Here is a 12,728-nt window from a genome sequence, read left to right as displayed (position 1 = left end):
GTATCTTAGAACAATGTGCCGGCTTGCATCGACAGGTGCTCGACGATCGGCCCGAGCGCGAGCGCCGGGAAGAAGGTCAGGCCGCCGACGATGAGGATGACGCCGACGAGCAGGCCGACGAAGAGCGGGCCGGTCGTCGGGAAGGTGCCGGCCGATACCGGCACGCGCTTCTTTTCCACCAGCGAGCCGGCGATGGCCAAGGCCGGGATGATCACGAAGAACCGCCCGAACAGCATCGCAATGCCAAGCGTCAGATTGTAGAAGAAGGTGTTGCCGGTCAGGCCGCCGAAGGCCGAGCCGTTATTGCCGGTCGCCGAGGTGAAGGCATAGAGGATCTCGGTGAAGCCGTGCGGCCCGGCATTGGCGATCGAGGCGACCGCAGCCGGCAGCACCGTCGCGATGGCCGAGAAGCCCAGATACATCAGCGGCAGGATGAGGATGGCGAGCATGGCCATCTTGACCTCCTTCGCCTCGATCTTCTTGCCCAGATATTCCGGCGTGCGGCCGACCATGAGGCCGGCGACGAAGATGGCGATGACGACGAAGACCAACATGCCGTAGAGGCCCGCGCCGACGCCGCCGACGATGACTTCGCCGAGCTGGATGTTGATGAGCGGGATCATGCCGCCGAGCGCGGTGAAGCTGTCATGCATGGCGTTGACCGCGCCGCATGAGGCTGCCGTGGTGATGACCGCGAACAGCGACGACAGGGCGATGCCGAAGCGGACGTCCTTGCCCTCCATGTTGCCGCCATCGAGGCCAAGCTGCGCGAAGGCCGGGTTGCCCGCCGCTTCCGCCCAGTAGGTGACGATGACGCCGGCCATGAACAGCACACCCATCGCCGCCAGGATCGCCCAGCCCTGCCGCTCGTCGCCGACCATGCGGCCGAAGACGTTGGTGAGAGCCGCGCCGATGGCGAAGATCGAGACCATCTGCAAGAGGTTGCTGAGCGCGTCCGGATTCTCGAAGGGATGAGCGGCATTGGTGTTGAAGAAGCCGCCGCCATTGGTGCCAAACATCTTGATGGCGATCTGCGAGGCGACCGGCCCGACCGCGATGGTCTGCTGCGCGCCTTCGAGCGTGGTGGCGTTCACATAGGCGCCCAAGGTCTGCGGGATGCCGAGGAAGACCAGGACGAGCGCGAAGACGACGCAGACCGGCAGCAGGATGTAGAGCGTGATCCGGGTCAGATCGACCCAGAAATTGCCGAGCGTCTTGGCCGAGGCGCGCGAGAAGCCGCGGATCAGCGCGACGGCGAGCGCGATGCCGGTTGCCGCGGACAGGAAGTTCTGCACCGTCAGCCCAGACATCTGCACGAGATAGGACATCGTGCTTTCGCCGCCGTAATTCTGCCAGTTGGTGTTGGTGACGAAGCTGACCGCCGTGTTGAAGGCAAGGTCCGGCGCCACGGCCGACATGGCTTGCGGATTGAGCGGCAAGAGGTCCTGGTAGCGCATGATGGCGTAGAGCAGCACGAAGCCGGCCGCGTTGATGAGGAGCATGCTGGCGAGATATGTGCGCCAATGCTGCTCGCGCCCGCTATCCACGCCGGCGAGCCAGTAAAGGCCGCCCTCGATTGGACGCAGGACAGGCGACAACAAAGTGCGCTCGCCGGCGAAAACGCGCGTCATGTAGCCGCCCAGCGGTTTCACGAGCACGAGCACGAGCGCGCAGAAAAGCAGGATTTGTATCCAGCCGTTGAGTGTCATAGGTCAGGTCCTCAGAAGCGCTCGGGGCGCAGCAGCGCATATGTCAGGTAAACCAGCAGCACCGCCGCGACGATACCGGCAAGCCAGAGATCGAAGCTCATGGGTGTCTCCTAAAGGCGGTCGCAGACATAGGCGAACGCGGCCGCGACGACGAAAAAGCCGACGCCGATGGCGATGAGGGTGAAGTCGAGCAAGGGACGCTCCTTGAAGGAATCATGCGGTAAAATTTGCAGGATCATCACTTTTTGAGTGACCTCACCTGGGCGGCCGCGCAGCCGCCTGCCGCCGCGATCCGAATTGAGGCGGCACCCACGCTATTAGCCATCGGGGCCATAAATTTTCGAGACTGGAGGACGGGCACCCGCGTAAAAATTCGGTAAGGAAATTTTGGCCGCCCGCCAGATCGCCTGCCGCTGACCACTCCGGCATAGCGCAAAAGCTATCACAGCCCCGTTGCGAGATCTTGAACGCCTCGACGCCATCCCGTGTGGTGATCGCCCGGCATCATACGTCGGTATAACCCGATAATCCCAAGATCCTACAAATCGAGCCCGCGGCGTGAATGCAGCCCGCCCGCCGCGCCGTTAGTCTGGGAGTCGAGTTGAATAGAATGACAATGCCAATCAGGGGCGCGTCGGTGATGCAGGACGACATGATATTGCAGGGGCCGGGGTTGAGCTGGCCGGCGCAGTTCTCGCCCGGCAACGCCGAGCTGTTCTCGCATAATGAGATTTTCATCAAGGCGCCCCGCGCCACCGTCTGGTGGCACCTGATCGCGGCCGGCAAATGGCCGCAATGGTATTCGAACGCCGTCAATGTCCGCGTCCTGAATTCCGTCGCCGGCCTGCTCGCATCGGGTAGCCGCTTCAGATGGAGCACCTTCGGCATCGACGTCGAAAGCCGGGTGCATGAATTCGTGCCCGAGAGCCGGATCGGCTGGCACGGCGATGGCGGTGGCCTGAACAGCTACCACGTCTGGCTATTGATGGATAAGGGCCCAGGCTGCCACGTGGTGACGCAAATGGTGGGCAAGGGGCCTATCGCCCGGGCGCTCCGGGACCTCGACCCGCAAGCCATCGATATGAGCCACGATCTCTGGATTCGCGGACTGAAGCTTCTCTCGGAGGGCTGAGCGCTGGCCGCTGCCTCCCCCAATTGCGTCTGTTCAAAGGAGTATTCCCATGGAACTTGCAACCAGCAGGACGTCGCCCTCCGAAGAGCGTCTCTTGATGCGCGAGTTGACTCACCGGATCAATAATGAGCTCGCCAGCGCGGCCGGGATGATTTCGCTCGCCGCCTCGCGCTCGGAGAACGCCGAGGCCAAGGCGACATTGGCCGCGGTGATGGAGCGGCTGGAGAATTACACCAGCGTGCACCGGGCGCTGCAGATGCCGGAGCAGAGCACTGCCGTCGATGTCGCGGCCTATCTGCGCCAGCTCTGCCGGTCGATCAGCCGGTCCAAGCTCGACCGGCGCAATATCTCGCTAGTGCTGACCGAACATCCGGTGGTGCTGGACTCGGAGCGCTGCTGGCTGCTTGGCATGATCGTCTACGAGCTCATCACCAACGCCGCCCGCCACGCCTTCGACGGCGACAATGGCGGCGAAGTCCGGGTGGAGGTCGCGATGTCGGGCGCGGTGATCCAATGCCGCGTCTCGGATGACGGCACCGCTCAGAGGGAAGTCCGGCCCGGGCGCGGGCTCCGGATCATCAAGGATCTGGCCGCGTGCCTTGGCGGACGGTTCCAGCAGCATTTCGGTGCGCAAGGATCCGCCGCGGCCGTCGTGTTTCCGGCCGAACGCTGAATCGATCGGCCGGAGCGTGAATGATCGCGCTTCGCCGACCCCTATCCCTTAAAATGCGGTCACGCCCGTTCACGCTCTGGTAAATAAGAGCTGAGTATCCGTGCGTTGATCTCCAATAAATCTTCATTACTTTGGTTGAGAAGGCGGCACAGCCTCCCAGGTGATGGAGAATGATAATGAGCAAAATCGTGCTGGCGACGGTGGTCGCCGGAGCCCTGCTGGCAGCTCTTGCGCCCGCAATGGCGGCCTCGCGCGGCGAACATAGGCACCGGGACAACTGGTCGCCGGCGCATCTCGACGACCGGTCCGTGCCGGCAAAGACCTATTTCGAGCAAATGCAGCGCGACGGGAAATAACGCCGGACGCCGCCCTATCCCGACAGCTTCAATCGCCGGAGAGCCAGTCTGAACGCGCGCCATGCACCCGCAAGAAACGTCCGGAGCTTCGCCTTCGCAGCTTTGCTGAGCCTTGCCCCGCTTTCCCTCGCCGATGCCCAGGACAAGCCCTCCGCAACGGAGCCGACCCAGGCCGAGGCGGATTTCCTCGCTGAAAACGACGCCGCCATGACCAAGATGATGACCGACATGGCGGCCAAGCCGACCGGCGACATCGACCGCGATTTCGTCGCCATGATGACGCCCCACCATCAGGGTGCGATCGACATGGCCAGAGCCTATCTGCGCTACGGTAAGAACGAACAATTGAGCCGGCTCGCGCAGGAGATCGTCGTCGCGCAGGGGCAGGAAATTACTGTCATGCGTCATGCGATCGGCGATCCGCCGCCGTCCACTCCGGAGAGCGGCGCGATGCCCCACCACAATCACCCCATGCCGCCGAAATAGGAGACCGACGCCCATGACGCGCAAAACGTTGATGCTGGCTTTGCTGGCCGCCGTCGCCGCGCCGCTGCCCGCAAGCGCCGGACAGGCCCCGGGCGCCGCCTCCGACCGGGACATCCCCCTCAGCAGCCGCGACCGCGTCTACGCCGCCGAGCAATTTTCCAACACCATCTCCGTGACCGACCCAGCCGCCAACAAACTGCTCGGCGTGATCCGGCTCGGCGATCCGCAGCCGGCCAATTTCAGCCCGCTCTACAAGGGGCAGGTGCTCGTGCACGGCATGGGCTTTTCGCCGGACCACAAGACCATCGCCGTCGTCTCGATCGGCTCGAACTCCGTCACCTTCATCGACACGGCGACCAATGCGGTCAAGCACACCACCTATGTCGGCCGCTCGCCGCATGAAGCCTTCTTCACGCCGGACGGCAAGGAAGTCTGGGTGACTGTGCGCGGCGAGGATTACGTCTCGGTGCTGGACAGCAAGAGTTTTGAGGAGACAGCGCGTATCAAGGTCGCCGGCGGCCCGGGGATGCAGATTTTTTCGCCGGACGGCAAATACGGTTACGTCTGCTCCTCCTTCAATCCGGAAACGGCCATCGTCACGGTCGCCGATCATAAGGTCGTCGGCAGGGTGAAGCAGGATTCGCCCTTCTGCCCGAACATCGCCGCTACCCCGGACGGCAAGCAGGTCTGGTTCACGCTGAAGGATACAGGCCGCGTCACGGTGTTCGAGGCCAAGCCCCCCTTCGCCGTGCTCAAAAGCATGGAGACCGGGCCGATCACCAACCACGTCAATTTCGCCGCCACGCCGCAGGGCACTTTCGCTTATGTCTCGATCGGCGGGCTCAATCTGGTGAAAGTCTTCCGCACCGACGATTTCTCGCAGGTCGCGACTATCCCGACCGGGCCGCTGCCGCATGGCGTCTGGCCGTCCGGCGACGGGACGCGGATCTATGTCGGGCTGGAAAACGCCGACGCGCTCGCCGCCATCGACACCGCCACCAACAAGGTCGTCGCCACCGTCCCGATCGGGCAGGCGCCGCAGGCGGTCAACTACGTCCCCAATGCCGTGCCGGAAGGCGACGGCACGCAAGGTCTCCAGCCGCTGGGCGTCGCGGGTCAGGCCGCGCATTTGGCGATGGCGGCTGTCGGAGGGGACGCGGCAGCGCAGGCGCCGACCAGCGTCGCGCTTTTCGACCAGGGGCTGATCCAGGTCGTGCAAGCGTCGGTGACCGGCCTCCAGCCGAAGCAGCCTTACGTGCTGGCGCTCGGGACCGATCCCAGCGGCTCGGGAACCCTGGAGCCAATCTCCGCCTTTATGACGAACCCGGCCGGGTCGGCCATCGTCAACGCGACCGGCCCGATCCGACAGATCGTCCAGAGCGGCGAGGACAGCCGCCGCTATCTGGTGATCGCCTCCGGCACGCCCGCCCAGATCGGCGCGCCGGTGCAGGTCCAGGCCGAACCGAATTCATCCGCCCGCTATTAGCCGGCGGAACGCTGCTAGTGGCGCGCGCCCGCACATGCCACTAGCAACATGGACTGGGCGCGCTTATCTGTGTCTGAACGCAGCATAATCGCGCGTGCAAGCAGAAGCGTGATGCGAGGTCTGGACGTGCTTGAGCGGCGGACCGGAGACGGTTTGACAGACGAGGCTGGCGCCCTCGGCCCGGATGCGCCGAACCAAGCGGATGCCCCTCGGGGCGAAAGCGGCCACGGCCGGCCGCTGCTCTTTCCGGCCCTAGCGGCGGCGCTCGCGCTGGCCATTTTCCTTTTCGACAGCCTGAGTTCGATCGGTATCGCCGTCGCCGTACTTTATGGCATCGTGGTGCTGATCGGCGCGACCTTCAGCGACCGGCGCGGCGTCATCATGATCGCTGCCGGCTGCGCGTTGCTGACCTTGCTCGGTTTCGCCATCGGGCACGCGAGTGACCCTGAGGAGGAAGCGCCGTTTCTGCGCTGCCTGATCAGCCTTGCCGCGCTGACCGTCACCACCGTTCTCGCCGTGAAGAACCAGACCGCGACCAAAGTGCTGGCCGCTAGCGAGCAGCGCTACCGGTCGATCTTCCAAACCACCGCCGTCGCCATCTGGGAAGAGGATTATTCCCAGCTCGCCGCCGCCTTGGACCAGCTCCCCTACCGCAACCCTGCCGATCTGGACGCCTATCTCAGCGAGAACCCAGCCTTCGTGCGCGCCTGCATGTCGCTGATCCGAACCATCGACGTGAACGATTCCGCCTTGCGGCTGGTCGACGCCGACAGCAGGACCCAGCTCATGACCTCGCTGCCCCAGATCTTCACGTCCGAAAGCCTTCCCATGCTGAAGGGGCTACTGATGACGGTCGCCGCCCGGCGCGACTATTATGAAGCCGAGTCGCTGCTCCAGACCTTCAAGGGCGAAAAACGCAGCGTCTTCGTCGCCGCGACCTTCGCTCCGGAGCCGCATCGCTTCAACAGTGTGCTGGTCAGCGTCATGGACATCACCGAGCGCAACAAGGTCCAGCGCGCCCTGGAGCAAGCCCGCGCCGAACTCACCCACATGTCGCGCGTCACCATGCTCGGCGAGCTGACGGCCTCGATCGCGCATGAGGTGAACCAGCCGCTGGCCGCCATCGTCAGCAACGGCCAGGCCTGCCTGCGCTGGCTCGACCGCCCGGTTCCCGACATGGCGGAGGCCCGCGCCAATGTCGAGCAAATCGTCGGCCAGGGGCGGCGGGCGGCCAATGTGGTGCAGCGCCTGCGGGCGCTGTCCAAGAATAGCGGACCCCAGCGCATCCGGCTCAACATCAACGATGTCATCAAGGAGGCGGTCAGCCTCGTCGACCAGGAATTGCGCGAGCATGAGGTGTCGCTGCGGCTCGAGCTCGCTCCGGGCTTGCCGAAAGTCTCGGTCGACCGTATTCAATTGCAGCAGGTGATCATCAATCTGGCGATCAACGCGATGCAGGCGATGCGGACGGTCGAGGAGCGGGAATTGCGCATCGCCTCGCGGATGTCGCAGGAGGGGCTGGTGGAGATCGCCGTCAGCGACTGCGGGATCGGCCTCTCGGACGCGGAGATGGCGCAGCTCTTCACAGCCTTCTACACCACGAAACCACAGGGAATGGGCATGGGCCTGTCGATCTGCCAGACCATCGTCGAGGCGCATGGCGGCAGCATCCGCGCCGAGCGCAATGACGGGCCGGGCGCGACTTTCCGGGTCCTGCTGGTGCCGAACGTGCCGGGCGCGTCATGACCGGGCCGGGACAAGCGGGCGAAGCGCCACTGGTCGCCGTCGTCGATGATGACGAAGCCATCCGCAGCGCGCTGGGCAGCCTCTTGCGCTCGGTCGGCTTCCGCGTCGAGACCTTCGGGGCCACCCAGGACTTTCTGGCCAGCGACGCCGCGCGCGAGGCGAACTGCCTCATCCTGGATATCCGCCTGCCCAGGGTCGGCGGCCTCGAATTCCAATCCCAGCTCGCGGCGGCCGGCATCGCGATCCCGATCATCTTCATGACCGGCCATGGCGATATCCCGATGACGGTGCGCGCCATGAAGGCCGGGGCGGTGGATTTCCTCGCCAAGCCCTTCCGCGACCAGGACATGCTCGACGCCGTCACCGCCGCCATTGAGCGCGACCGCCAGCGCCGCGAAGGCGACGGGCTGATCCAGGACCAGCGCGCCCGCTATCGGTGTCTCAGCGAGCGCGAAAAGGAGGTCATGGCGCTGGCCGCATCGGGGCTAATGAACAAGCAGATCGCTTTCGAATTGGGCATTAGCGAGATTACGGTTAAGATTCACCGCGGCAGGGTGATGCGGAAGATGGAAGCCAGCTCCTTCGCCGATCTGGTGCGGATGGCCGAAGCGCTGGAAATTCGCCGGGATAAGCCCGCCCGATAAACCTGTGTATGATTCCGCTGCACCGTCACGAAGCGCATGTTCCCCCATGAACAGCCTGCAATGACGCGGCTGGCAGGACGGAAATCGTGCAAGAGCCGCAACTCATCTCGGTTATCGACGACGACGCGTCGGTCTGCCATGCGACAGGCAGCCTGCTGCGCTCGCTCGGCTACGAGGTCGAGGCCTTCCATTCCGCCGAGGATTTTCTGCGCGGACGCCCGCTGCGCGAGACCGCCTGCATCATCTGCGATGTGCAGATGCCCGGCATGAGCGGCATCGATCTCTATGAAAAGCTTGCCCTGCAGGGCTCGCGCACGCCCATCATCTTCATCACCGCCTTTTCCCAGGAGCGCATCCGCCGCCGCGCGGGCAACGACGCCGCTATATTGCGAAAGCCATTCGAAGCCGCCGATCTGGTCGATTGCCTGCAAAAAATGGTCGTGGCGCCCCCCTCGCCCGATATTTAGCGCCGCTGCGGCACGCTAGGGGCAGTCCCTCGCTCCCAGCAGCTCGCTCCACTCCGGCGCCGGCAGCGCCAGATTGGCCTGACCTCCCGCCGTCGCCACCATGATCGCGGCGAGCTGCAACCCTCCCTCCCCCCGCATGAAGACCGGGCCACCCGAGCTTGCCGGATGCGTGTCGCAGTCTGTCGCCCACAGCCTGCCCTCGTCGACGGCACCCAGCCGGCGGCAGTTCTCATGCATCGACAGCACGTAGCGTCTATCGGCGGGATAGGAGGCGTGCACCAGTTGCGTCTCGGGCGAGATCGCGGCCGCGTCGGCGAGCGCCGCAGGTTCGGCCTTCAACCTTTCGTTGAGCACGATGATCGCGGCGTCCTGGCGCAAGGCGGCGATCGGCACCTTGGGCGCAGAGCGCAGCGTTCCCCGCAGATCGGGCGCGATGAATTGGTAACCGTCGGGGAAGCGCAGGCATTTTGCCGTCGCATGGCCCTGGTTCGCGCCTCGACGCACGCCGGCCAGGAAATGGATGCTGCGCAAGGGAAACGGCGCCCCGGTCAGGCGGTCCATCAGGCAATGCGCGGCCGTCAGCACCAGATCGGGCGCCACCAGCGTGCCGGTGCAGATGCTCATATTCCGGTAACCGCTAACATTGACCTGGCCGATGGCATCCCAGGGCGCGCCGACCGACTGCACCGGCACGCGGTCGTCCTCGCCGACGATACCGGGATGCAAATCGCCCGCCGCCGGGCAGGCCCCGGGCGCAGCGATGAGCCCGGCAAGGCACGCCAGCCAGAATTGCTTCATATCGCCCAACACCGCCCATGCACCGCGCCAAATCGCGGACCATTCACCGCCCAAACTTGCCGGGAACCGCGCCCGTCCGGTGAACGTTAGCCGAGGCTAACCGATCCCGGCAAGACGCGGTCTCCGGCGCACCGTTAGGGCGCAGGGGTTCCGCTCGGACCACCAGCGACGCCAGGCCGAACGCCGCGCGCCGGGCAGCCAGAGCCGCCAGCTTCAGGCAGGTTTCCGCCACGCATGGTTGGCGCTCGCATCCGACAGGCTTCGCCCCTTGAAGGCGTCAACACAGGAACCTTCCCATGCCACATCTTGACCGACGTGCCGCTCTTGCCGTCTTCGGCGCCGCGCTCGCCTCGATGCACGCCGACGCCGGCCACGCCCAAGCCGCGCCCGAGACGACCGGCGCGGCCCCGGCCCCCGCCGCCGCTCCGCCCGCCGCGACCGGGCCGTTCACCCTGCCTCCCCTGCCCTATCCGCCCGACCGCAATGCCCCCAGCATCGACGCGGAAACCATGAGCCTCCACCATGACAAGCACCACGCGGCCTACGTCAACAATCTCAATCAGGCGGTCGCGGGCCATCCCGAAGTCGCTGCAAAACCCTTGCACGAAATCCTGGCCAACCTGAATTCGGTGCCGGAGCCCATTCGCACCGCCGTGCGCAACAATGCCGGCGGCCACGCCAACCATTCGATGTTCTGGACCATCATGGGCGGCAAGGGCGGCGAGCCAACCGGCGAGCTGAAACAGGCCATCGCCCGCGATTTCGGCAGCTTCGCCACGATGCAGGAGCAGTTCAACGCGGCGGGCGGAAAAGTGTTCGGCTCCGGCTGGGTGTTCGTCACCGTGACGCCCGACGGCAAACTTGCCATGGTCAGCCGCCCGAACCAGGACACCCCGCTCATGGAAGGCGGCCGGGTGTTGTTCGGCAATGACGTCTGGGAGCACGCCTATTACCTGACCTATCGCAACCGCCGGCCGGACTATCTCAAAGCGTGGTGGAGTGTCGTCGACTGGGGGAAAGTCGGCGAGCGCTATGCCGAGGCCAAGACCGGAAAGCTGACGACCTGACTTGCGGCCGGCAGACCGGCGCAGCGGCGCCGGTCGAGCAATGTTGATTTGCCCGGATGCAGGCAGGCGGACGAATGTCAGCGTTCAGCCTGCCTGCTTCGTTCCGCAATCCCGGCGGGAGACCGGCGCCATCCGCGCTCCCGCCCCGCAGCCGCATTATTTCGAATGGGATCCAGAATGCGTTTCCTGAGATGCCTGCTATCCGCCGCCGCCCTCTCCTGCGCCGCCGCCAACGTCGCCGCGGCCAGCCCGATGCTCGACGACTTCGAGTACCCCTACCCCGTCAAGCGTTTCGCGTTCACCTCACAGCAACAGCCGCTCTCGATGGCCTATATGGATGTCGCGCCGGAGGGCCAGCCGAACGGGCGCACCGTCGTCGCCATGCATGGCAAGAATTTCTGCGCCGCGACCTGGGAATCGGCGATCCGCGCGCTCGCCAAGGCCGGCTACCGGGTCATCGCGCCCGACCAGATCGGCTTCTGCAAATCGAGCAAGCCGCAAGCCTATCAGTTCGGCCTGCATCAGCTCGCTGCGAACACCAATGCGCTGTTGAAGTCGCTTGGCATCGACAAGGCCATCATCATGGGCCACTCGATGGGCGGTATGCTGGCCTTCCGCTACACGCTGATGTATCCGGAGGCCACCGAGGCGCTGGTGACGGTCAACCCGCTCGGCCTGGAGGACTGGAAGGCCGAGGGCGTGCCGGTGACGACCGTCGATGAGCTTTATGCCGGGGAGCAGAAAACCACCGCGCAGAGCATCAAGGCCTATCAGCTCGACACCTACTATGCCGGTGTCTGGAAGCCGGAATATGATCGCTGGGTGGACATGCAGGCGAGCATGTATCAGGGCGAGGGCAAGCAGGCGGTGGCCTGGGATCAGGCGCTGACCTCCGACATGGTGTTCATGCAGCCGGTGGTTTACGAGCTCCCCGAGATCAAGGTGCCAACGCTCATGCTGATCGGGGCGCTGGACAACACCGCAATCGGCAAGAACCGCGCCACCGACGCGGTGAAGAAGCGGATCGGCAATTATAAGGAACTGGCGCCCAAGATCGCGGCGCAGATTCCGGGCGCATCGCTGGTGATGTTCCCCGATCTCGGCCACTCGCCCCAGGTCTCGGCCCCAGATCGTTTCAACGACGCGCTCATTGCCGGTCTCGCGAAGGCATTGCCGCCGAAGTGAGGCCAGACGCAAGAAGCCGGCGCGAGGACGTTCGCGCCGGCGAACCGAAGGCTTAGTCGAGCACCTTGTACGTCTTGAACCAGCCCTGCATGTCGCTCCATGCGGCCTGGGCGGCATCGGCGCGGTAGCTCGGCCGGTAATCGGCATGGAAACCGTGCGGAGCGCCCGGGAAGATCTTGAATTCCGCCGTCTTGCCGGCAGCCGCCAGCGCCGCCTTCATTTGCTCGACCTGGGCGACGGAAATGCCCTGGTCCGCCTCGCCGTAAAGTCCCAGCACAGGCGCCTTCATCTCCGGCGCAAGCTGCATCGGGCTCTTCGGCCAGGCCGGGTTGGCCGGATCGACCAGTGAGCCGTAGAACGCCACGCCGGCCTTGAGCTGGTCGCTATAGGCGGCATATTCCCAAACCGAGCGCCCGCCCCGGCAGAAGCCGAGAATGCCGAGCCGGCTGGTGTCGCCGCCTTGCGATTTCGCCCAGGCGACGGTCGCGTCGAGATCGCTCATCAGCTCGGCATCGGGCTTGGCGTTGACGATCGGCATCAGTTCCTTGGTGTCGGTGATCTTGGTGAGGTCGACACCCTTGCGGTAATAATAGTCGGGCGCCACCGCGAAGGCCCCGAGCTTGGCCAGCCGGCGCGTCACGTCCTTGATATATTCATGCAGGCCGAAGATCTCCATCGCGACGAGGATCACCGGCGGATTGGCCTTGCCTTCAGGACGGGCGAAATAGACCGGCATCTCGCCATCCGCCACCTTGGCCTTGCCGTCGCCGACCGTGAGGCCACTCGTGTCCGTCGTGACGACCTCGGCGCGGACGGGACCGGCCGCCAGCGTATAGCCCGCCGCCGCAGCGGTCGCGGCCGACATGAACATCCGGCGCGAGAGCGGCGCCGCCTTGGTCAAGCCTTGGATGTCGGATGGAAGCATGGAATTCTCGCTCATCATGGTCTCCGGCTGCTGGAAGGGCGTGAAAATGCATTC

The 12,728-nt window shown here is 64.9% G+C and carries 15 protein-coding genes; 10 read left to right on the top strand and 5 right to left on the bottom strand.

Annotated features, from left to right (window positions below; all coding sequences use genetic code 11):
• Positions 1 to 5 precede the first annotated feature (5 nt).
• Genes kdpA through BLEFHOIH_RS27515 form a run of 3 tightly spaced genes read right to left on the bottom strand, consistent with a single transcriptional unit; the run spans position 6 to position 1,948 of the window.
• Complete coding sequence (gene kdpA, locus BLEFHOIH_RS12140; protein ID WP_088345730.1) at positions 6 to 1,709, bottom strand: potassium-transporting ATPase subunit KdpA; 1,704 nt, start codon at positions 1,707 to 1,709, stop codon at positions 6 to 8.
• A gap of 11 nt (positions 1,710 to 1,720) precedes the next feature.
• Positions 1,721 to 1,810 (bottom strand): K(+)-transporting ATPase subunit F, encoded by a 90-nt coding sequence (locus tag BLEFHOIH_RS12135; RefSeq protein WP_088345729.1) that lies wholly within the window; start codon positions 1,808 to 1,810, stop codon positions 1,721 to 1,723.
• 9 nt (positions 1,811 to 1,819) lie between these two features.
• Complete coding sequence (locus BLEFHOIH_RS27515; protein WP_280950638.1) at positions 1,820 to 1,948, bottom strand: hypothetical protein; 129 nt, start codon at positions 1,946 to 1,948, stop codon at positions 1,820 to 1,822.
• Between the two features lie 371 nt (positions 1,949 to 2,319).
• On the opposite strand from BLEFHOIH_RS27515, the gene BLEFHOIH_RS12130 reads away from it, so the two are divergent.
• The 8 genes from BLEFHOIH_RS12130 to BLEFHOIH_RS12095 all read left to right on the top strand — a co-directional run bounded on the left by BLEFHOIH_RS12130 (position 2,320) and on the right by BLEFHOIH_RS12095 (position 8,699).
• Positions 2,320 to 2,841 carry an SRPBCC family protein gene (locus tag BLEFHOIH_RS12130; protein WP_170937122.1) on the top strand — a complete coding sequence of 174 codons (522 nt, stop codon included), beginning with the start codon at positions 2,320 to 2,322 and terminating at the stop codon, positions 2,839 to 2,841.
• A 49-nt stretch (positions 2,842 to 2,890) separates the two neighbouring features.
• Positions 2,891 to 3,514: a sensor histidine kinase gene (locus BLEFHOIH_RS12125; RefSeq protein ID WP_088345725.1), complete on the top strand. Its 624-nt coding sequence runs from the start codon at positions 2,891 to 2,893 to the stop codon at positions 3,512 to 3,514.
• A 176-nt stretch (positions 3,515 to 3,690) separates the two neighbouring features.
• Positions 3,691 to 3,870, top strand: a complete 180-nt coding sequence (locus tag BLEFHOIH_RS12120) for a hypothetical protein (RefSeq protein ID WP_088345723.1) — start codon at positions 3,691 to 3,693, stop codon at positions 3,868 to 3,870.
• Between the two features lie 102 nt (positions 3,871 to 3,972).
• Complete coding sequence (locus tag BLEFHOIH_RS27250; protein ID WP_348626051.1) at positions 3,973 to 4,356, top strand: DUF305 domain-containing protein; 384 nt, start codon at positions 3,973 to 3,975, stop codon at positions 4,354 to 4,356.
• Between the two features lie 13 nt (positions 4,357 to 4,369).
• Positions 4,370 to 5,842, top strand: coding sequence for a YncE family protein (locus tag BLEFHOIH_RS12110; RefSeq protein ID WP_088345720.1), 1,473 nt, complete (start codon positions 4,370 to 4,372; stop codon positions 5,840 to 5,842).
• Between the two features lie 153 nt (positions 5,843 to 5,995).
• Positions 5,996 to 7,588 (top strand): ATP-binding protein, encoded by a 1,593-nt coding sequence (locus BLEFHOIH_RS12105; protein WP_170937121.1) that lies wholly within the window; start codon positions 5,996 to 5,998, stop codon positions 7,586 to 7,588.
• Positions 7,585 to 8,232, top strand: coding sequence for a response regulator (locus BLEFHOIH_RS12100; RefSeq protein WP_088345716.1), 648 nt, complete (start codon positions 7,585 to 7,587; stop codon positions 8,230 to 8,232). The genes BLEFHOIH_RS12105 and BLEFHOIH_RS12100 overlap by 4 nt, the downstream gene beginning before the upstream one ends.
• A gap of 86 nt (positions 8,233 to 8,318) precedes the next feature.
• The gene (locus tag BLEFHOIH_RS12095) at positions 8,319 to 8,699 is read left to right on the top strand and encodes a response regulator (protein WP_088345714.1); all 381 of its coding nucleotides are present in this window, start codon (positions 8,319 to 8,321) and stop codon (positions 8,697 to 8,699) included.
• A 15-nt stretch (positions 8,700 to 8,714) separates the two neighbouring features.
• Here the strand turns inward: BLEFHOIH_RS12095 and BLEFHOIH_RS12090 are convergent, their stop codons facing one another.
• Positions 8,715 to 9,497 (bottom strand): trypsin-like peptidase domain-containing protein, encoded by a 783-nt coding sequence (locus BLEFHOIH_RS12090; RefSeq protein WP_088345712.1) that lies wholly within the window; start codon positions 9,495 to 9,497, stop codon positions 8,715 to 8,717.
• Between the two features lie 296 nt (positions 9,498 to 9,793).
• On the opposite strand from BLEFHOIH_RS12090, the gene BLEFHOIH_RS12085 reads away from it, so the two are divergent.
• Both BLEFHOIH_RS12085 and BLEFHOIH_RS12080 read left to right on the top strand, forming a co-directional pair.
• Entirely contained in the window at positions 9,794 to 10,564 is a 771-nt protein-coding gene (locus BLEFHOIH_RS12085) for a superoxide dismutase (protein WP_088345710.1), read from the top strand.
• Positions 10,565 to 10,741: 177 nt separating this feature from the next.
• Positions 10,742 to 11,749, top strand: a complete 1,008-nt coding sequence (locus BLEFHOIH_RS12080) for an alpha/beta hydrolase (protein WP_088345708.1) — start codon at positions 10,742 to 10,744, stop codon at positions 11,747 to 11,749.
• Between the two features lie 52 nt (positions 11,750 to 11,801).
• Here the strand turns inward: BLEFHOIH_RS12080 and BLEFHOIH_RS12075 are convergent, their stop codons facing one another.
• Positions 11,802 to 12,689 (bottom strand): dienelactone hydrolase family protein, encoded by an 888-nt coding sequence (locus BLEFHOIH_RS12075; protein ID WP_088345872.1) that lies wholly within the window; start codon positions 12,687 to 12,689, stop codon positions 11,802 to 11,804.
• Positions 12,690 to 12,728: the final 39 nt, after the last annotated feature.

This window comes from Rhodomicrobium sp. R_RK_3 (assembly GCF_002198715.1).
Taxonomy (GTDB): Bacteria; Pseudomonadota; Alphaproteobacteria; order Rhizobiales; family Rhodomicrobiaceae; genus R-RK-3.
The sequence above is the reverse complement of the archived record's forward strand: the minus strand, read 5'-3'. Positions and strand labels throughout refer to the sequence as shown.